This is a genomic window from Aeromonas jandaei, assembly GCF_037890695.1.
Taxonomy (GTDB): domain Bacteria; phylum Pseudomonadota; class Gammaproteobacteria; order Enterobacterales; family Aeromonadaceae; genus Aeromonas; species Aeromonas jandaei.
Genome location: NZ_CP149571.1, coordinates 464,447 through 482,547, shown reverse-complemented (window position 1 = coordinate 482,547; position 18,101 = coordinate 464,447). Strand labels below are relative to the sequence as shown.

The window sequence follows — 18,101 nt, the reverse complement described above, 5'->3', positions numbered from 1 at the left end:
CTGGTACTTACACAAGGGCGACCGGGAAGAAGGTGCCCAGCAGCATGGCTCCCAGGATGGCACCGCCGGTGATGGGCTTGCCCCACACGTAGAACAGCAGGGCACCCAGCAGGGAACCGATACCGATGGGGATGGAGGCACCCATGGCGGAGAGGATGATGAGGGGGCCGAGGAAGCGGCCAGAGCTGTTGCCAGCTCCCATCATCACGTCAGCACCGTAAGTGGAGTTGCTCTGGTTGATGGTAAACTTGCGCGCCAGAATGATGACGTAGCCGATGGCCAGACCAATCCCCATGCCGGTTGCCAGCGAGGCTCCGAAGTTTTCCACCGGATAGACGATGCCGGCTCCCAGCAGCAGGGCTGGCACGCCGAGGCCGACTCCGGTCTGGATGGCGCCGCCGATATCCAGGATCCCCACCAGGGAGCCTTCGATGATGCGGGCGAACAGGAAGCTGGCACCGAACGCGGCTACCGCGCCGTAGGCGCCCGTGTCCATTCCCGCTTTCAGCATGGCGACGAAGGCTACCTCGTTGAAGGCTCCAACCCCGTACAGATAGAACATGTGGGTACCGGCAAAGACCCCGGCCGAGAGCAGGCCGACGAAGATGGGGAATGACCAGTCGGCATACCAGAAGTTGTTTTTCAGTTTCTCATCCATGGTGTGACCCCTTATTTGCCGCTCAGCAGGTTATGGACACTTTCCAGCCACAGGGGGACACCCATATGGAAGGATTCAATCAGTTTCATATCGAAGCCACGGAAGAAGCCGCTCAGCACGAACAGCAGGACGATGGCCGCCATCATCACCTTGGTGACGTGGTTCCAGCCGCTCTCTTCCACGCCCTTGCCGATCAGGATGCCGAGCACCAGACCCGGTACTGCGTTGCCCATGATGAGCTGGGCCAGACCGCCGAAGATGGTGGCCCAGAAACCGGATTTCTTGCCCGCCTCGATGGCGGCCAGCCAGAAGATCACCGGCATGACGGTGTTGACCAGCAGGTTGGCAGCCGGTACCAGCACCTTGACCGCAGTGACCTGCAGGGCGGCCGGGACGGCAGCAGCCGTGCTGTTGAGGAAGGCGACCACGATGGCACCTATGATGCCGCCAGCAATGGCCATCTTTTTCGGGTCGTGCAGGGTGGTGGCGAGATCCCGATTTTTGAACAGCAGTGCCGCCGTGGCCCAGTGCGGAATGATGCGGTGATCCACATCCTGGGTGAAAGCGCCTGCCGCCACGGTCGAGGCCCAGGCGTTGAAGAAGAAGCCCAGACCAAACGAGAAGTGGGAAGCGGGATCCCCCTCGCAGGAGTTGAGTTCGCCCAGGGTGCGGAAGGCACCCATGCCCTGTACGGTCGGGGCGTGGAACATCCGCGCCGCGCCGGCCCCCACCCCGACGCCAACCAGGCCGCCAATGATGAGAGACTTGATAAATATGATTAGAAACATCCAACGTATCCTTCTTGTGGGGTGGTGCCGGTCAGGAGATCACACCTGGGTGAACGTCACCCTGGCGACGTCGAGACTGGTGACCTGAACCGTGATCTCCAGCTGGACGCGGTATTCGCGGCGCTGGCGCGGCAGGAAGAAGAACAGGAACTTCTCCACCCGGACCGACTCCTCGGCTTTGAGCACTTGTACATCTACCGGCTCAATGCGCAGCAGTACCTGCTGGTTGTCCTTGAGCAGTGTGGGTTGCACCTGGCTGAGGGCGGAGGCGAACGCCTGCTGACGGGTGGTTCCCTTGCCGCTGACGGTGACCCTGGTGGTGAAGTTCTCTTTCATCAGGCGTGTCCGTGTTTCTTGGCGAAGGCTTCGACCAGTTTCTGGCCCAGCTCTTCCTTGTCCATGAAGCCAAAGCCCAGCACGACGCAGCCTTCGTTGATGGCGGTGACGCCCTCTTCGATGGAGCGCATTCCGTAGCGGCACTTGTAGCCGTACTTGGTCTGGGCGGTGATGGCACCGGCGCCGCCGCTGCCGCAGAAGGAGATCCCCAGATCCGCCTGCTCCTTGTTCATCACGTCACCGAGCTTCATGTCGGCGGCCATGCCGGGGATGACGGTCACGCTGGCTCCGGCTGCTTCCGCGCCTGCACCCACTTTCTGACCCTTACCGAGACGATCTCCAATCACGAGTTTGATGGCAGTCATTTAGTTATCTCCTGTTACTGAGCTGAGTTCGTTTTCTTTGGCTACTTCAAAATGGACGGACAAGAGGTGTGCCTCTTCGTAGGCGAGTCGCTCCAGCCAGCTGACAACCTGCTCGGCGAGACGCAGGGAGAGGGGAGAGATCTCCTCAAACAGGCTGAGGTCAACTTCCGGCAGGGGTTCACCGCTGTGGGAGCGCCACACCATGGCTTTGACGTGGGAGGCCAGCATCTGCTGCTGTACCTCGTTGGGGCGGATACCCTGATCGCCCAGCAGAATATGAATGCGTGCCAGGATCTGGTCGGTCTGGCGCAGCAGCGCCGGGCTGTCCGGGGTCAGGGTCTGGTCGTGGGTCTCTGTTTGCAATGTCTGCTCTCCAAGGCTGGCAGAAGGAATGGCTCTACCCTAAGCCGGCATGGATGGTGAGAGGAGGCAGCTTTTTTCCGATTCGAAGCGGAAATTCCCGTCGTTCGGGTTCAAAAAGGACCCTTTATTGGCAAAAGAGAGTAAAAAAGGTCTGAACGAGGCTGGATTAGTGTGAGCAGAGGCGCACTTTTCCGTTTTCAGCTGGCAGCTGAGCCTTGGCGAAAAGTGTGAATCGCCTCACGCAGGCGGGGCGTATTTATGAAACAGCAGGCAAGAAAAAGGGCGGTTGCCCGCCCCTGAACGATGAGATGAGGTCGAGGTTAGCTGGCGCCTGCCGCGCTGGCGGCAGCCCGGTTCTGGTAGCGCAGATCCTCTTCGATGGTCACTACCACCTCGAGCGGCTTGCCATCGCGGAAGACCGAGATGGAGAGCTTGGTGCCGGGGCGACTCTCGACGATCTTGTCCATGGCTGCACGTACCCCGGTGATCGCTTCACCGTTGATCTTGAGCAGCACGTCACCTCGTTGCAGGCCGCCTTTGGCCGCCGGACCGACCGGATCCAGACTCTCGACGATGAGGCCGCGCAGTTCGCCCAGGTTCATCATGCGGGCGACGATGGGGTTGATCTCGACGCTGGAAATGCCGAGATAGCCGCGAATGACGCGGCCGTTGGCGATCAGCTCGTCCATTATCCGTTTGGCCAGCCGATAGGGGATGGCGAAGCTGATGCCATAGCTCTCCTGATTGCCGTTGAGGTGATAGGTGGCGGTGTTGATGCCCACCAGATCGCCCCGGCCGTTGACCAGCGCGCCACCCGAGTTGCCGGCATTGATGGCGGCATCGGTTTGCAGCAGATCCTGCCGGCCATTACTGTCCGGCCCCATGCTGGATAGACCGGTGCGACCGGTCGCACTGATGATCCCCTGGGTGATGGTCTGGCCGACGTTGTAGGGGTTGCCGATGGCAAGCACCACATCGCCCACCTCGGGCTGGTTGTTCTGATCCTGCGGGATCACCGGCAGGTTGTCCGATTCGATGTAGAGCACCGCCAGATCGGTGAGCTGATCGGTGCCGACCAGTTCGGCGCTGAAGACGCGGCCATCCTGCAGGGCGACGATGATCTGATCGGCATCGGCGATGACGTGGTAGTTGGTCAGCACATAGCCGCGCTGGTTCATGATGACGCCTGAGCCTAGCCCCTGTGGCTGCAGCTGTCCGCGATTGCCCTGATTGGAGGCAAAGCTGCGGGTATAGATGTTGACGACTGCCGGGCCGGCACGGTGGGCGGCGTAGGAGAAGCTCAGTTCGCGGGCATTGGTGATCAGGCCGGGCAGTTGAGCCCCGCCACGGAAATTGGGAAACAGCAGCAACAGCAGTGCGGCGACGGTCAAACCGAAGCCGATAGACTTGCCCAAGTAACTGACTAAAGAGGGGATTTTCATGTCATTCTCATCCGTGCTGGCTGCGGGCAGAGAATAACACTATCAATGGATAAAAATCACCCGCGGCGAGTGCCGCGGGTGATGGGGGATTAACGGATTACCAGATAGAGAGAAGAGTCGCCGCGCTGGATGTTGAGGGCCAGTACGTCCGGCTTGCTCTTGAGCGCTTTGGTCAGTTCACCCAGGGTGTTGATACGCACCCGGTTGACCCCGATGATGATATCGCCCTTCTGCAGGCCGGAAGCGGCTGCCGCAGAGCGGGGGTCAATATCGGCCACCGCGACGCCGGAGACCGGGTCGGTAGTGGTGCTCAGCTTGGCCCCTTCCAGTGCCGGGTGCAGGGCGCTGGCGCGCACTTCGCTGTCATCGGCCTGCTTCAGGGTGACCTTGGCGCTCTGGGCCTTGCCATCACGGATCAGCCCCAGCTCGACCTGCTTGCCGGCGCCCATGGTGGCGATCTTGGCGCGCAGTTCGCCGAAGGAGCGAACCGGCTTGCCATCGATGCTGACGATGATATCGCCCGCCTTGATACCCGCCTTGTCGGCCGCAGAGTCCGGCATCACCTGGTTGACGAAGGCGCCATCCTTCTTGTTGTAACCGAAGGTCTTGGCGATGTCGGAGGTGAGCTCGGTGCCGGTAATACCCAGCTGGCCGCGACGTACTTCACCGTACTTGACGATCTGGTCGGCCAGATCCCGCACCATGTTGGAGGGGATGGCGAAGCCGATGCCGATGTTGCCACCGTTGGGGCCCAGAATGGCGGTGTTGATACCGATCAGCTCGCCACGCAGGTTGAGCAGGGCGCCGCCGGAGTTACCGGAGTTGATGGCTGCATCGGTCTGGATGAAGTTCTCCAGATTTTCGATGTTGAGGCCGCTACGGCCCAGCGCACTGACAATACCGGAGGTGACGGTCTGTCCCAGACCAAAGGGGTTGCCGATGGCCAGCGCATAGTCACCGACCCGCAGCTCGTCGGAGTCGGCGAACTTGATCTGCACCAGATCTTCCGCCTTGATCTGCAGCAGAGCGATGTCGGACTGTTTGTCCTCACCGATCTTCTTGGCTGCATACTCGCGACCATCTTTCAGGTTGACCTTGATCTCGTCCGCCTCGTGAACCACGTGGGCGTTGGTGATCACGTAGCCCTTCTTGGCATCGATGATGACGCCGGAGCCGAGCGCCTGGAAGGGCTGCTCGCTCACCTGTTCGTCAGGCATGTTGGGACCAAAGAAGAAGCGGAACTGCTCGGGCAGGCGCTGACGGGTCACTTTCTTGCCAGAGACAGAAATGTTGACCACGGCCGGAGTGACCTGCTCCAGAACAGGAGCCAGACTCGGCATCTCCTGGTTGGAGCCTAACAGGGAAGGCAGTGCAGCCTGAGCAGGGGCCGCAGACATGGCGATACCGACACTGAGGGCTAGCACACTGAGCATGGAAAGAGGTTTACGCATATGAAAAACAGCTCCCAGAAAAAGTTGCATTGCAATCGTCAAGGTCAGACCACAGACGTTCCCGATTAGTTCCGCAAGGGACTGACCCGTTTACTTGAGCAGGCCGGAAGAGGCGCCGGCATAGTCGCGAGGCGGTACGCCCGGCTCGGCTTCGGTCTTGGTCTCTTCTTCTTCCACCAGGACTTCGCGGAACAGCGGTTCCTGAGCCTTGGCCAGGAACTTGCTCTGCTCTGCCATGTGGCGATAGAGGGTTTGATACTGCTCGGCCAGCTGCTCCATCAGTGCCGCACTGTCGGCAAAGTGGGTATTGATCTGGCCCTGATAGTTTTCGAGCTCTTTATGGGCCTTTTTCAGCTCCTGTTCCAGACGACCGGCGTCACGGCTGCGAACCGAAAAACGGCCGATGATGATACCGACGATCAAGGCTGCGACAGCCAGCAGGATCCCAATTGACAGACTCATAGATGCTCCTTGTTACAGCTAAAACAGTGTGTGTTCATGCGGCCGGATGAGCCGCCATGCCTTGCTGGCACTATACCGTGCGTCCTGAGGCCGTGATACCATTTTGTCCTCTATTCAGGGAGTTGGAGAGGCCCTCAAGGATGACACCGCAGCAAAAATACCAACAGGATCTGCTACGACCCGGCGTGCATGCCGACCCCGCTCAGGGGATGGCCATCAGCAGGCTGGAGCGACTCTATCAGGATTTGCTGCATCGCCCGACTCCGACCAGATCCCGCGGGCTGTTTGGCTGGTTGCAAAAGCCCAGTGCGCAGGAGCCTATCCTGGGGATCTATATGTGGGGTGGAGTGGGCAGAGGCAAGACCTGGCTGATGGATACTTTTTTCGACAGTCTGCCGGGGACGCGCAAAATGCGCTGTCACTTCCATCGCTTCATGCAACGTATCCACGATGAACTCAAGGCGTTGAGCGGTCAGGCTGACCCGCTCAAGCTGGTCGCAGCCAAGCTGGCCGGCGAGACGGACATCATCTGTTTCGACGAATTTTTCGTCTCGGACATTACAGATGCCATGTTGTTGGGCACGCTGTTTCAGGAGTTGTTCGGTCACGGCGTCGTGCTGGTGGCAACCTCAAACATTCCGCCAAAGGATCTTTACCGCAACGGCTTGCAGCGAGCCCGTTTTCTGCCAGCCATCGAGCTTATCGAGCGCCATTGCGAAATACTTAACGTGGACGGCGGCATCGACTATCGCCTGCGGACACTGGAGCAGGCCGAGATTTATCACTGCCCGCTGGATCTGCAGGCAAAAACGAATCTCGATCGCTATTTCCAGCAATTAACCGGGGGGCACGAGGCCTCCGGGGAGCGTTTCGAGGTCAATCATCGTCAGCTGACGTCGCTGGGGATGGGAGAAGGGGTGCTCTATATGGATTTCGAGCAACTTTGCTGTACTCCCCGCTCCCAGAACGACTATATCGAGTTGGCCCGGCTGTTCCACACCGTGCTGCTGGCCAATGTTCAACCAATGGGCAGAGGCACGGATGACGCGGCCCGCCGCTTCATCGCCATGGTCGACGAGTTCTATGAACGGCATGTCAAACTCATCATGTCGGCCGCCGTGCCCATGACGGAACTCTATGGTGAAGGGCTGCTGAATTTCGAATTCCAGCGCTGTCTTTCTCGGCTTCAGGAAATGCAATCGCACGAATACCTTGCCAGAGTGCACCTTCCTTAGTCACAATACCGCGCCTGCCAGTCGGATGGGCATCTGCGGCAGGTAGGGCCGGGCGACATTTGCTAGCTTCATGGCAGTGAAATTAGCAGGTGATATTTAAGGCAACTTCACTTATAATCGCCCGGCCCACGTTACAGCTGTCGATAAGACAGCAACACTTTAAGCTTTACTTGTATTCGAAGGGGTACAGGTAGGCCATCGTTTGTTGTTTGTGGGAGAGCCCCCATAAACAATTGGGTCTGTAACAGGTAATTGGGTTTAACTTAATGAAAACTTTCGTTGCCAAGCCAGAAACCGTAAAACGTGACTGGTACATTGTGGACGCAGAAGGTAAAACTCTGGGTCGTATCGCAACCGAGATCGCTGCTCGTCTGCGTGGTAAGCACAAAGCTGAATACACTCCGCACGTTGACACCGGTGATTACATCATCGTTGTAAACGCTGAGAAGGTACGTGTTACCGGTAAGAAAACTACCGACAAAATGTACCACGCTCACTCCGGTTTCCCGGGTGGTATCAAGTCCATCAGCTTCGACAAGCTGATTCAGCGTAAACCGGAAATGGTAATCGAAGCTGCTGTTAAAGGCATGCTGCCGAAACGGTCCTCTGGGCCGTGCCATGTTCCGTAAACTGAAAGTTTACGCAGGCGCCGAGCACGCTCACGCTGCTCAGCAACCTCAAGTACTGGATATCTAATCGGGAACTGGCAACATGGCAGAAAATCAATACTACGGTACCGGCCGTCGCAAAAGCTCCACTGCTCGCGTATTTATCAAAGCGGGTAGCGGTAAGATCGTAATCAACCAGCGCTCCCTGGAGCAGTACTTCGGCCGTCCGACTGCCCGCATGGTAGTTCGTCAGCCGCTGGAACTGGTTGAGATGACCGAGAAACTGGATCTGTACATCACCGTTAACGGTGGTGGCATCTCCGGTCAAGCTGGTGCGATCCGCCACGGTATCACTCGTGCTCTGATGCAGTACGACGAAACCCTGCGTTCCGAACTGCGTAAAGCTGGCTTTGTTACTCGTGATGCCCGTAAGGTTGAGCGTAAGAAAGTCGGTCTGCACAAAGCTCGTAAGCGTCCGCAGTACTCCAAGCGTTAATTCGCTTCTGGTACTCACTCTTTCGAGTGTCAAAAAAGCCTGGCAACTGCCAGGCTTTTTTTATTGGTGATCTTTCCTGCCGCAATGCTAACCATACGTCACAAAAGACAAAAAATTGTATATTTATTGTTTTCTGGGACTACCTCTCTTTCTTGTCAAGTTGTTATCTTTTCTTTAAAATTTCCTCGGTTTTTCTGTGGCAATTGTAACTCCAGCTTCCGCCGCTGTTGTCACGGGAAAAGGGGAACAGGGACACAATAAGAATGTGCGGAGTCCACATGGGAGAGTTTTTGGATGAGCAATGCGCCAGTTGATACCGGTCGCCGCAGATTTCTTACCTGGTCAACGGTTGCCGTTGGCGGGGTAGGAGCTGCGTTTACCGCAGTGCCGTTTATAAAATCATGGAACCCGAGTGCCAAGGCCAAAGCCGCAGGTGCCCCGGTTGAAGTCGATATCAGCAAGTTGGAACCGGGTCAGCTCATCCGTGTCGAGTGGCGAGGCAAGCCGGTCTGGGTGGTGAACCGCACCAAGCAGACGCTGGATGCGCTCTCTGCGCATGACGACAAGCTGCGGGATCCCTCATCCGAAGAGCCGCAACAGCCTGACTATGCCCACAACGGATATAGATCCATCAAGCCGGAAATCTTCGTGGCGGTAGGCATTTGCACCCACCTCGGGTGTTCGCCCTCCTATTTGCCGGACAGCTTTGGCGAGCAGGTGCAAGGGGTCACATCCGGCTTCTTCTGCCCGTGCCATGGCTCCAAGTTCGATATGGCTGGCCGTGTATTCCAGGGGGTGCCTGCACCACTGAACCTGGTCATTCCGCCATATAAATTCATCAACGACACCACCATTCTGGTCGGTGCCGACGGCAAGGAGGCCTGATCATGTTGAGCAAACTGATGGGCTGGATCGACTACCGGTTCCCGCTCACTGCCATGTACAACGACCACATGGCCAAGTATCCGGCACCGAAAAACCTTAACTTCTGGTACTTTTTCGGCTCCCTGGCGATGCTGGTGCTGGTCAACCAGATCATCACCGGTATCTGGCTGACCATGAACTACAACCCCTCTGCGGAAGGCGCCTTTGCCTCCGTCGAGTACATCATGCGGGATGTGGATTACGGCTGGCTGCTGCGTTACATGCACTCAACCGGCGCATCCGCGTTCTTCATAGTGGTCTATCTGCACATGTTCCGCGGCATGATCTACGGCTCCTACCAGAAGCCGCGCGAGCTGCTGTGGATCTTCGGCATGCTGATCTTCCTCTGCCTGATGGCGGAAGCCTTCATGGGCTATCTACTGCCGTGGGGTCAGATGTCCTTCTGGGGGGCTCAGGTCATCATCTCGCTGTTCGGCGCCATTCCGGTTATCGGCGACGATCTGACACTGTGGATCCGCGGTGACTACGTTATCTCCGGCGCCACCCTGAACCGCTTCTTTGCGCTGCACGTCATTGCGTTGCCGCTGGTGCTGGTGATGCTGGTTGCGATGCACATCCTGGCGCTGCATGAAGTAGGCTCCAACAACCCGGACGGCATCGACATCAAGAAGCACAAGGACGAGAACGGCTGGCCGCTGGATGCGGTGGCATTCCACCCTTACTTCACCGTCAAGGACATGATCGGCGTCGCCGGCTTCCTGTTCTTCTTCTGCGCCATCATCTTCTTCAAACCGGACATGTGGGGTTACTTCCTAGAGAAGCCGAACTTTGAAGTGGCCAACGGCCTGAAGACACCGGCTCACATTGCGCCTGTGTGGTACTTCACCCCCTTCTACGCGATTTTGCGTGCCGTACCCGACAAGCTGCTGGGTGTCATCATGATGGGTCTCTCCATCGTGGTGCTGTTCCTGCTGCCCTGGCTGGATCGCTGCAAGGTGCGTTCGGTGCGCTATCGCAGCAAGCTGCACAAGCTGAACATCGCCCAGTTCGTGGTCTGCTTCATCATCCTGGGTGTTCTGGGTGTGCTGCCGTCGACCCCGACCCTGACCCTGATCGCTCAGGTGTGTACCTTGGGTTACTTCGGTTTCTTTGTCCTGCTGTTCTTCTATAGCAAGAACGAAAGCACCAAGCCGCTGCCAGAAAGGGTGACATTTAAATGAAAAAAATAATATTTGCAGTGCTGACCCTGCTGCCATCTCTGGTGTTTGCCAATACCGGAGCCGTGCATCTGGATAAGGCCAACTATGACCTGAGTGACAAGGCGTCGCTGCAGCGTGGTGCGGCCACGTTCATGAACTACTGCTTCGGGTGCCACAGCACCCAGTATCAGCGTTACAACCGGGTGGCCGAGGATCTGGGGATCCCGGCAGATCTGATGGCATCCAATCTCATCGTAAACGGTGCCAAGATTGGTGACCTGATGGAAAACTCGGTGCACGACAAGGATGCGGCCAAGTGGTTTGGTGCGGCGCCTCCCGATCTGACGCTGGTTGCCCGTGTGCGTGGTGCGGACTGGATCTACACCTATCTGCGCTCGTTCTACGTGGATCCGACCCGTCCGTTTGGCGTGAACAACGTGGTGTTCCCGTCCGTGGGCATGCCGCACGTGCTGGAGCCGCTGCAGGGTACTCCGCGCGCCGAGTTCGCCACCCATACGGTCGATGGAGTCGAGACCCAGCAGGTTGTCAGCATCAAATCTGACGGCAATGGTGAAATGAATAACGAAGAGTATGATCAGACGGTGCTGGATCTGGTAAACTTCTTGGTCTACTCGGCTGAACCGGTCAAACAGGAGCGCGAACGCATGGGCTTCTGGGTACTTGGTTTCATCGTGATCTTCTTCATCTTCACTGTGCTGTTGAAGAAGGAATTCTGGCGCGACGTTCACTAAGCGACCAGATCCGGGTAATATAATGCACGGCAATGAAGACCATAGAGGCTTCATTGCCGTTTCTGCTTTTAAATGACGGGAGGGTTCAATGGCTGTAGCTGCCAATAAGCGTTCGGTAATGACGCTGTTTTCCGGTGCCAACGATATGTTCAGCCATCAGGTGCGTATTGTCCTGGCGGAGAAGGGTGTTAGCGTGGATATTTGCCAGGTTGACCCTGCCAACTTGCCGGATGAACTGGCTGAGCTGAACCCCTACAACTCTGTACCGACCCTGGTTGATCGCGAGCTGGCACTCTATACCTCGCGCATCATCATGGAGTATCTGGACGAGCGTTTCCCTCATCCGCCCCTGATGCCTGTCTACCCGGTAGCCCGTGGTAACAGCCGTCTGATGATGCACCGCATCGAGCTGGACTGGTACTCGCTGGCCGACAAGATCATGGCCGGCACCGATGCCGATGCTGCGCGCAACGAGCTGCGGGACAACCTGCTGGCCATCGCCCCGATCTTCGGTGAGATGCCCTACTTCATGAGCGAAGAGTTTGGTCTGGTGGATTGCTACATGGCTCCGCTGTTGTGGCGTCTGCCGAGCCTTGGCATCGACCTGACCGGTCGTGGTGCCAAAGAGCTCAAGGCCTACATGGTTCGCCTGTTCGAGCGTGAGTCCTTCCAGGCTTCCCTGACCGAGGCCGAGCGCGAGATCCGTGCCGGCGTATGAGCATGGAACCGACAATGACCCCGAGCCGCCCGTACTTGTTACGGGCGTTTTATGACTGGTTGCTGGACAATGACCTGACTCCCCATCTGGTGGTCAACGTCAACATCCCCCATGTGATGGTACCGATGCAGTTCGCTCAGGATGGGCAGATTGTGCTGAACATAGCGCCACGTGCCGTGGTGCAGTATCACATGGATAACGAAGCGATCAGCTTCAGCGCCCGCTTTGGCGGTGTCTCCCAGCAGGTTTACATCCCGATGGCGGCCGTGCTGGCCATTCATGCCAGGGAAAACGGTGTGGGCACCATGTTCCCGCCCGAGCCTGGCTATGACATCTGGCTGGAGCAGGCCGAGGCGCCGGTGGAGCCAGAGCCGGAACCGCCGCGTCCAAGCGGTCGTCCGACCCTGAAAGTGATCAAATAAAAAACGCAGCCGGTTGGCTGCGTTTTTTTATATCCGCTTCGCATCATCAGTTTTGAGCGTACTCGAAGGCTTTGATTACGCGCTTCACGCCGTTGACGTGGCGAGCGATCTCGACGGCTTGTTCCCCCTCCTGGCGCGTAACCAGACCGATCAGGAATACCTCGCTATCTTCGGTCACGACCTTCACCTTGGTGCTGTCGAAGTTCTTGGTGCCGAACATATCGGCTTTCACCTTGGAGGTGATCCAGGAGTCATTGCTGCGGGTGGTGAAGCTGGCTGGTTGACCAAGACGCAACTCGTTATAGACGTGGCGAACCCCTTCGATGCGGCCGACGATTTTGCCTGCCTCCAGTTTGTACACGTCAGAAGGTGTCTGGCCGACCAGCAACACGCGGCCATTGTTGCTGTAGACGCTGATCTTGCTGGCAGCGCTGAGTGGTTTGTTGTCGGCCAGCAGGTTGGCTGCTTTGAGCTCGATGGCCTGATCATCCCACTGGGCGCCCAGGGTGCGGCGATCGCCTGAGGCCTTGGCAGTACCGGCTGCGCCGCCAACTACTACAGCCGCACAGCCTTGCAGCAGCAGGGAACCGGCCAGCAGGCCAAGAATGAGGATCTGCTTGTTCATGGTTTCAATCTTCCTGTTGCGGGAAAAGAGTCTGGTCGATGAGATCACACAGGCAGTGCAGGGTCAACAGGTTCACTTCCAGAATGCGAGGCCGACGGGCGGATGGTACGCGGATCTCCACATCGTTCGGTCCCAGCAGACCGGCCATCTCGCCACCGTCACCACCACTGAGTACCACTATGGTCATGTCGCGGGAGAGCGCAGCTTCCGCCGCCTTGATCAGACTGCGGCTGTGACCCGAGGTGGTGATCACCACCAGAATGTCACCCGGCTGACCCAGCGCGCGGATCTGCTTGGCGTAGACCTCTTCGAAACCGTGATCGGTGGCGATGGCGCTGATGGTCGCCATGTCGGGGGTCAGCGCCATACCGGGCAGGGAGGGGCGCTGGGTCTCGTAGCAGTTGACCAGTTCGGAGATGAACAGCTGCGCCAGTGCGGCAGAAGGGCCGTTACCGCATGCCAGCACCTTGTGGCCATTGAGCAGGCAGATGGTGATCATCTGGGCTGCAGTATGGATGGCATCCGGCAGCGCCTCGGCGGCTGCAATCTTGGTCTGGATGCTTTCGGTGTAGTTCTCTTTGATGCGGTCTGTCATAGGGTCCTCTTAAAATGCGTTCCGGATCCAGTCTGGCTGGTCTCCCTCGAACGCGATCACATCGAATCGACAGGCCTGGCTGGCCTCGTTGATGGCATGTTGCTTCAAATAGTGGCGCGCTGCCAGCATGATCTTGCGCTGTTTTGCCCGGGTGACCGAACTGGCTGCTCCACCATGGCTGGCAGAGGCCCGGTACCTCACCTCAACAAACACCAGGGTCTGGCCCTGGTGCATGATGAGATCGATTTCGCCACCCCGGCAGCGGTAGTTGCGGGTTACCGGCTGCAGACCCTGAGCCTGCAGCCAGCGTTCAGCCACTAGCTCAAAGTGCTGTCCCTTGCTCGACGGGAGCGGGAACAGGTTCTGCAATTGCTGGCGCATCCGAGCTAACAGCTCCTTCATTGGCTGGCTCCTCCAGCTGCTGGACTGCATTCTCGTCGACCAGCTTGCCGTTCTGGTAGGTGGCCCAGCTCAGCATCCGCACGATATTGCCCTGGGCATCGACGCTCAGCTGGCCACTCATGCCGGACTGCTGCATGCCGCCCACCTTGCGCATCTGTTGCAGATTTTCCGCCAGTGCGACGGCGTCATAGCCCATGGCAAACAGGCGCAGCAGGTCGCCCTGGGTCTGCGGCCAGAGCAGGGCAATTTGCTCGCGCTGCTTCTCGTAACCACCGAGCAGCAGCGGCATATCGGCGATACGCATGCCGTTGAGTTCGGAGGTCACTTCGGTCGCAGCGCTGTCATAGCCGCGCGGGCCGGTGAAGATAGGCAGGCTGCCCATCGGATTGACGGAGACATCCACGTAGGGCTTGATCATCCGGGTTTCCAGCGGGTTGGCCACGATGTAGACCACATCGATGCTGCGCGGTGCGGCGTCGGAAAGCTGGACAACCTGGCCGGCACGGGCAGTAGAACGGCCGCTCAGAGCGTTTTTAACCATGCCTTGAACTTCGTTGCGACCGCCAAAGGTGGCGACTACCGGCTTATCCTGGCTCACGGTTGCCCAGGCCTGTTCAAAGGCCTTGATGCTGCTGTAGCCGATACGCCCCTGGGCGGCGATCAGCAGCGGCTTGCGATAGCCCTGGGTATAAAGGTACTGCGCAGCCTGCGCGGCATCTGCGGCGGCAGAGAGAGAGAAGTAGTAGGTGCTGTCGTTGACGATCGGCTTGTCCAGCTCGTTGAGCGCCAGAACCGGCACAGTCGGGTTGGCCTTGAGCAGCTCCTCGACCCGGTCTTTGAGCAGCGGGCCGATGATCATGTCCGCCCCTTCCTGAATCGCCTGCTTGTAGAGGTCGATGGTCGGTTTGCTCTGGGTGTCGTAGAAGTTCAGGGTAAATTGACCTTGATTCTCCTTGTAGGACATCAGCATACCGTTGCGGATGGCGGCGCCCTGCGGCTCCAGATTACCGGAGAGGGGGAGCAGCACCGCAATCTGCTGCACCGAGGTGCTGGCAGCAGTAGCAGTCAGATCGCCAAGACCCGCCGGCATATCTTTCTGGGCCGGGTGGTTGGGGAAGTCGCGCTTCCAGCCAGCCAGCTGACGGGCGAGCAGGTTGGGCTGGGCACCGAACTCGTTGACCAGTGCCGCCAGACGAAGCCAGCCGGTGGTTACGTCAGGAGCCGGGGCCTCTTCCAGCGCCTGCAGGGTAGAAGGGGTCATGCTCTTGAGCAGCGACCAGATCTGCTGATGGTTGGTGGCCTGCTCGCTCTGGTTGAGGTAGGGCTCCAGTGCAATCAGTGACTTGGCGGCACCAAACTTGTTGTTGATGTCGAGCTGCAGTACCACGCGCTGACGATACCAATCCTTCTGGGTATCGGCATCCAGCGCAACCTCAGGCTTGCCTTCCAGCAGGATCAGCGCCTGATTGGCATGGCCTTGTGCCAGCAGCAGGTGGGCTTGCAGCAACTGCAACTGCGCCTTCTGGGCTGGCTCCTTGGCCTGCTTTTGCAACTGCTGGAACAGCGCCGAGGCCGGTTTGGCCTGACCGAGCGCCAGATAGCTACGCGCTGCCAGCATCTGCCAGGTAAAGGCTTCAGCCGGTTTGGCGGGATCGACCTGCTCCAGATACCACTGGGCATTCTTGGTCAAATCCGAGAAGGCTGACGGCATGCCAGACTGCCCCGAAGGTTGATTGGGCTCCGACGCACAGGCGGCCAGCAGGATTGCCGCGAGTAGGATGCCGAAGAGTCGTGATACACTTAGCTGCTTTGTAACCCGGTTCAAGTTCATTCCCCGACCAGTGTTGAAATTCCCCATAGTGTAAACGGGGCAATATGGCGACACAATTGTCGGGGCACTCGGAGATCCCATGAGTGACATCCCAACCCTGTATATAGTGCCCACTCCGATCGGCAATCTGGCTGACATTACCCAGCGTGCGCTGGATACTCTGCGCAGCGTCGACCTGGTCGCCGCCGAAGATACCCGCCACACCGGCATTCTGCTCAGCCACTACCAAATCTCGGTGCCGACCTTCGCGCTGCACGATCACAACGAGCAGCAGAAAGCCGATGTGCTGATCGGCCGGATCAAAGAGGGCAAGAGTGTCGCTCTGGTCTCCGATGCGGGTACCCCGCTCATCAGCGACCCCGGTTATCATCTGGTCACCCGCTGTCGCGAAGCCGGGGTCAAGGTGGTGCCACTGCCAGGCCCCTGCGCCGCCATCACGGCGCTCAGCGCTGCTGGCCTGCCCACCGACCGGTTTGCTTTCGAAGGTTTCCTGCCGGCCAAGAGCAAAGGGCGTGACGATCGCCTGCAAGCCGTTATCGAAGATACCCGTTCGCTGGTGTTCTACGAATCTCCGCGCCGGGTACAGGATACGGTGGAAGCGATTGCTCGCATCCTTGGCGAGCGCCAGGTGGTGGTGTGCCGTGAACTGACCAAAACGTTCGAATCCATCCATGGCTTGCCCGCCTCCGAGATGCTGACCTGGCTTGGCGAAGATGAAAACCGCTGCCGTGGCGAGATCGTGCTGGTGGTTGCCGGCGCCAGTAAAGAGGAAGAGGAGCTGCCGGCCGAGGCAATCCGTACTTTGGGTCTGTTGGTTGCCGAGCTGCCGCTCAAAAAAGCAGCCGCACTGACCGCCGAGATCCACGGTGTGAAGAAGAATGCCCTCTACAAGTACGGCCTCGACCACTATTAATTGCCGTAAACGGGAATTGCCGGTTTACCCCGCCCGCATCACGAGGCTATAATCCGCGCCTCGGAGTTGGCTGGGCAATCGCTGCTTCGTCGTTGTGTCCCTCGGGACAGACGGGCGGAGGGGAGGAAAGTCCGGGCTTCATAGGGCAGGGTGCCAGGTAACGCCTGGGGGGCGCGAGCCTACGACCAGTGCAACAGAGAGCAGACCGCCGATGGCCCGCAAGGGATCAGGTAAGGGTGAAAGGGTGCGGTAAGAGCGCACCGCGCGACTGGCAACAGTTCGTGGCACGGTAAACTCCACCCGAAGCAAGACCAAATAGGCCCCTATTGGCGCGGCCCGCGTTGGGGGCGGGTAGGTTGCTTGAGCCAGCGAGCGATTGCTGGCCTAGAGGAATGATTGCTACCCGGGGCAACCCGGTACAGAACCCGGCTTACAGGCCGACTCCGACCCAATTCTGCGTGACCCGTCACGATAAATCCCGGTGCTTAGCGGCACCGGGATTTTTTACATGTCACAACATGATGTGGCGCGTGGCAGCATTTTTGAATTTGTAATAAAGTTCGGCCTCTTTTTGGTCGCTATGACCCGGTTGGATGAGTTGTATCTATCATGCTGCATCCCCCACCGAAGGGGCTGACGGCAAGGGAAGATGAAATGGTCAGGGTGGATTTTTAATGTCATCAAGCGGTGCAGTGCACACACCTTCCCGCCTGCTCGGAGCCGAGCAAGGCAAAGCCCTTCCTCGTTATGATCTGCTGGGTATCGATCGGGTAAACCGCACTCGTCTCAAGCAGGTTAACGCCCAGTTGAGCACCTTTTCTCTGCAGGTCGCCGGCTGCATGGCCCAACTTTTCAACAGTGCTGATTGTGAGCTGGCCTATGGCGAGTTCGCCGCCTCCAGTGTCGCCGATGTTGCCGAGCCACAACTCTGGGTCGAGGCTACATCCCGGGTTGATCCCCAGCGCGCTGTATATTTTTCCATCTCTCCTCTGGTGATCTACCGTCTGGCCGTTCTCTTTTTTGGTGGCACGCTCCATCAGAAAGAGGAGGCGCTTCCTGCCGGAAAAGGGGTGACCGATACCGAACAACGCCTGCTGCAACGACTCTGTCACTATCAGGTCGATATCTGGTGCTCCTGCCTCGGGCTGGGAGATCTTGAGTGGCAGATCAATATTATCCCGCAGGATGCCATGCCGACCCGTCAGCTGTGGACTACCCGTGCCACCCTGCAAGCCGGCAATTGCACCCACCAGTGGCAGATGTGGTTGCTTCCGTCCGAAGAATCCGACTCTCAGGAAGGGATTGCCTTGCCCGAGGGAGAGCTGGAACAGGTATTGAGCCATGTTCCGGTCCGGCTGCGGGTGGTCATGGGGCAGCTGTCGATGACGCTGGCCGATCTGGAGTGCCTCAAGGTGGGAGATGTGCTGTCGCTGGATCTGCCTGAGATGGTGCCCGCCCTGATTGGTAACCGCCCCTGCTTCAACGGGCGCATAGCAGAACATAAAGGCAGTCTGGTCTACCAGGTTGCGACTGTGGTAGAGGAGTAAATCGAATC

Annotated in this window: 21 protein-coding genes, 1 other RNA gene and 1 pseudogene; 11 read left to right on the top strand and 12 right to left on the bottom strand. The window is 58.4% G+C overall.

From position 1 onward, the window contains the following. Positions 1 to 7: 7 nt before the first annotated feature. The 8 genes from WE862_RS02415 to WE862_RS02380 all read right to left on the bottom strand — a co-directional run bounded on the left by WE862_RS02415 (position 8) and on the right by WE862_RS02380 (position 5,865). Positions 8 to 658: a DUF4310 family protein gene (locus tag WE862_RS02415; protein ID WP_005355144.1), complete on the bottom strand. Its 651-nt coding sequence runs from the start codon at positions 656 to 658 to the stop codon at positions 8 to 10. A gap of 11 nt (positions 659 to 669) precedes the next feature. After that, positions 670 to 1,446, bottom strand: a complete 777-nt coding sequence (locus WE862_RS02410) for a DUF4311 domain-containing protein (protein ID WP_005355143.1) — start codon at positions 1,444 to 1,446, stop codon at positions 670 to 672. 39 nt (positions 1,447 to 1,485) lie between these two features. Then, positions 1,486 to 1,782, bottom strand: coding sequence for a DUF4312 family protein (locus WE862_RS02405; protein WP_042030114.1), 297 nt, complete (start codon positions 1,780 to 1,782; stop codon positions 1,486 to 1,488). After that, positions 1,782 to 2,147: an SFCGS family glycine-rich protein gene (locus WE862_RS02400; protein ID WP_010635935.1), complete on the bottom strand. Its 366-nt coding sequence runs from the start codon at positions 2,145 to 2,147 to the stop codon at positions 1,782 to 1,784. The genes WE862_RS02405 and WE862_RS02400 overlap by 1 nt, the downstream gene beginning before the upstream one ends. After that, positions 2,148 to 2,510 carry a transcriptional regulator gene (locus WE862_RS02395; RefSeq protein WP_042030112.1) on the bottom strand — a complete coding sequence of 121 codons (363 nt, stop codon included), beginning with the start codon at positions 2,508 to 2,510 and terminating at the stop codon, positions 2,148 to 2,150. It lies immediately after the preceding gene. Between the two features lie 320 nt (positions 2,511 to 2,830). Beyond that, positions 2,831 to 3,952 carry an outer membrane-stress sensor serine endopeptidase DegS gene (gene degS / locus WE862_RS02390; RefSeq protein ID WP_041210132.1) on the bottom strand — a complete coding sequence of 374 codons (1,122 nt, stop codon included), beginning with the start codon at positions 3,950 to 3,952 and terminating at the stop codon, positions 2,831 to 2,833. Between the two features lie 89 nt (positions 3,953 to 4,041). Next, positions 4,042 to 5,403 carry a Do family serine endopeptidase gene (locus WE862_RS02385; protein ID WP_041210133.1) on the bottom strand — a complete coding sequence of 454 codons (1,362 nt, stop codon included), beginning with the start codon at positions 5,401 to 5,403 and terminating at the stop codon, positions 4,042 to 4,044. Positions 5,404 to 5,493: 90 nt separating this feature from the next. Continuing rightward, a complete protein-coding gene (locus WE862_RS02380; RefSeq protein WP_042030111.1) occupies positions 5,494 to 5,865 on the bottom strand; it encodes a YhcB family protein in 372 nt (123 codons plus the stop codon). A gap of 140 nt (positions 5,866 to 6,005) precedes the next feature. Here WE862_RS02380 and zapE point away from each other — a divergent pair, with 140 nt between their 5' ends. The 8 genes and pseudogenes from zapE to WE862_RS02340 all read left to right on the top strand — a co-directional run bounded on the left by zapE (position 6,006) and on the right by WE862_RS02340 (position 12,180). Then, positions 6,006 to 7,100, top strand: coding sequence for a cell division protein ZapE (zapE, locus tag WE862_RS02375; protein WP_042030110.1), 1,095 nt, complete (start codon positions 6,006 to 6,008; stop codon positions 7,098 to 7,100). Between the two features lie 266 nt (positions 7,101 to 7,366). Beyond that, positions 7,367 to 7,796: pseudogene (gene rplM, locus WE862_RS02370) on the top strand (50S ribosomal protein L13). Positions 7,797 to 7,811: 15 nt separating this feature from the next. Beyond that, positions 7,812 to 8,204, top strand: coding sequence for a 30S ribosomal protein S9 (gene rpsI, locus WE862_RS02365; protein ID WP_005336286.1), 393 nt, complete (start codon positions 7,812 to 7,814; stop codon positions 8,202 to 8,204). Between the two features lie 294 nt (positions 8,205 to 8,498). Beyond that, entirely contained in the window at positions 8,499 to 9,089 is a 591-nt protein-coding gene (gene petA, locus WE862_RS02360) for a ubiquinol-cytochrome c reductase iron-sulfur subunit (protein ID WP_041210136.1), read from the top strand. 2 nt (positions 9,090 to 9,091) lie between these two features. Continuing rightward, a complete protein-coding gene (locus WE862_RS02355; RefSeq protein WP_041210137.1) occupies positions 9,092 to 10,309 on the top strand; it encodes a cytochrome b in 1,218 nt (405 codons plus the stop codon). Next, positions 10,306 to 11,040, top strand: a complete 735-nt coding sequence (locus WE862_RS02350) for a cytochrome c1 (RefSeq protein WP_033115439.1) — start codon at positions 10,306 to 10,308, stop codon at positions 11,038 to 11,040. Before WE862_RS02355 ends, WE862_RS02350 begins: the two co-directional genes overlap by 4 nt. A gap of 88 nt (positions 11,041 to 11,128) precedes the next feature. Then, the gene (sspA, locus tag WE862_RS02345; RefSeq protein ID WP_033115438.1) at positions 11,129 to 11,758 is read left to right on the top strand and encodes a stringent starvation protein SspA; all 630 of its coding nucleotides are present in this window, start codon (positions 11,129 to 11,131) and stop codon (positions 11,756 to 11,758) included. Then, positions 11,755 to 12,180, top strand: coding sequence for a ClpXP protease specificity-enhancing factor (locus WE862_RS02340; RefSeq protein WP_033115437.1), 426 nt, complete (start codon positions 11,755 to 11,757; stop codon positions 12,178 to 12,180). Before sspA ends, WE862_RS02340 begins: the two co-directional genes overlap by 4 nt. Before the next feature lie 46 nt (positions 12,181 to 12,226). Here WE862_RS02340 and dolP read toward each other — a convergent pair whose 3' ends face one another. Genes dolP through WE862_RS02320 form a run of 4 tightly spaced genes read right to left on the bottom strand, consistent with a single transcriptional unit; the run spans position 12,227 to position 15,513 of the window. After that, entirely contained in the window at positions 12,227 to 12,805 is a 579-nt protein-coding gene (gene dolP / locus WE862_RS02335; RefSeq protein WP_033115436.1) for a division/outer membrane stress-associated lipid-binding lipoprotein, read from the bottom strand. A 4-nt stretch (positions 12,806 to 12,809) separates the two neighbouring features. After that, positions 12,810 to 13,400 (bottom strand): D-sedoheptulose-7-phosphate isomerase, encoded by a 591-nt coding sequence (locus tag WE862_RS02330; protein WP_005336275.1) that lies wholly within the window; start codon positions 13,398 to 13,400, stop codon positions 12,810 to 12,812. Between the two features lie 9 nt (positions 13,401 to 13,409). Continuing rightward, positions 13,410 to 13,781 carry a YraN family protein gene (locus tag WE862_RS02325; RefSeq protein ID WP_033115435.1) on the bottom strand — a complete coding sequence of 124 codons (372 nt, stop codon included), beginning with the start codon at positions 13,779 to 13,781 and terminating at the stop codon, positions 13,410 to 13,412. Further along, the gene (locus tag WE862_RS02320; protein ID WP_042030109.1) at positions 13,723 to 15,513 is read right to left on the bottom strand and encodes a penicillin-binding protein activator; all 1,791 of its coding nucleotides are present in this window, start codon (positions 15,511 to 15,513) and stop codon (positions 13,723 to 13,725) included. Before WE862_RS02320 ends, WE862_RS02325 begins: the two co-directional genes overlap by 59 nt. Before the next feature lie 199 nt (positions 15,514 to 15,712). Here WE862_RS02320 and rsmI point away from each other — a divergent pair, with 199 nt between their 5' ends. From rsmI to lfiM, 3 genes are all read left to right on the top strand, one after another. Then, positions 15,713 to 16,546, top strand: a complete 834-nt coding sequence (gene rsmI / locus WE862_RS02315; protein WP_042030107.1) for a 16S rRNA (cytidine(1402)-2'-O)-methyltransferase — start codon at positions 15,713 to 15,715, stop codon at positions 16,544 to 16,546. A 62-nt stretch (positions 16,547 to 16,608) separates the two neighbouring features. After that, positions 16,609 to 16,995, top strand: an RNA gene (rnpB, locus tag WE862_RS02310) — RNase P RNA component class A. A 225-nt stretch (positions 16,996 to 17,220) separates the two neighbouring features. Further along, on the top strand, positions 17,221 to 18,093 hold the full coding sequence (gene lfiM / locus WE862_RS02305; protein ID WP_167335492.1) for a lateral flagellar motor switch protein LfiM: 873 nt from the start codon (positions 17,221 to 17,223) through the stop codon (positions 18,091 to 18,093). Positions 18,094 to 18,101: the final 8 nt, after the last annotated feature.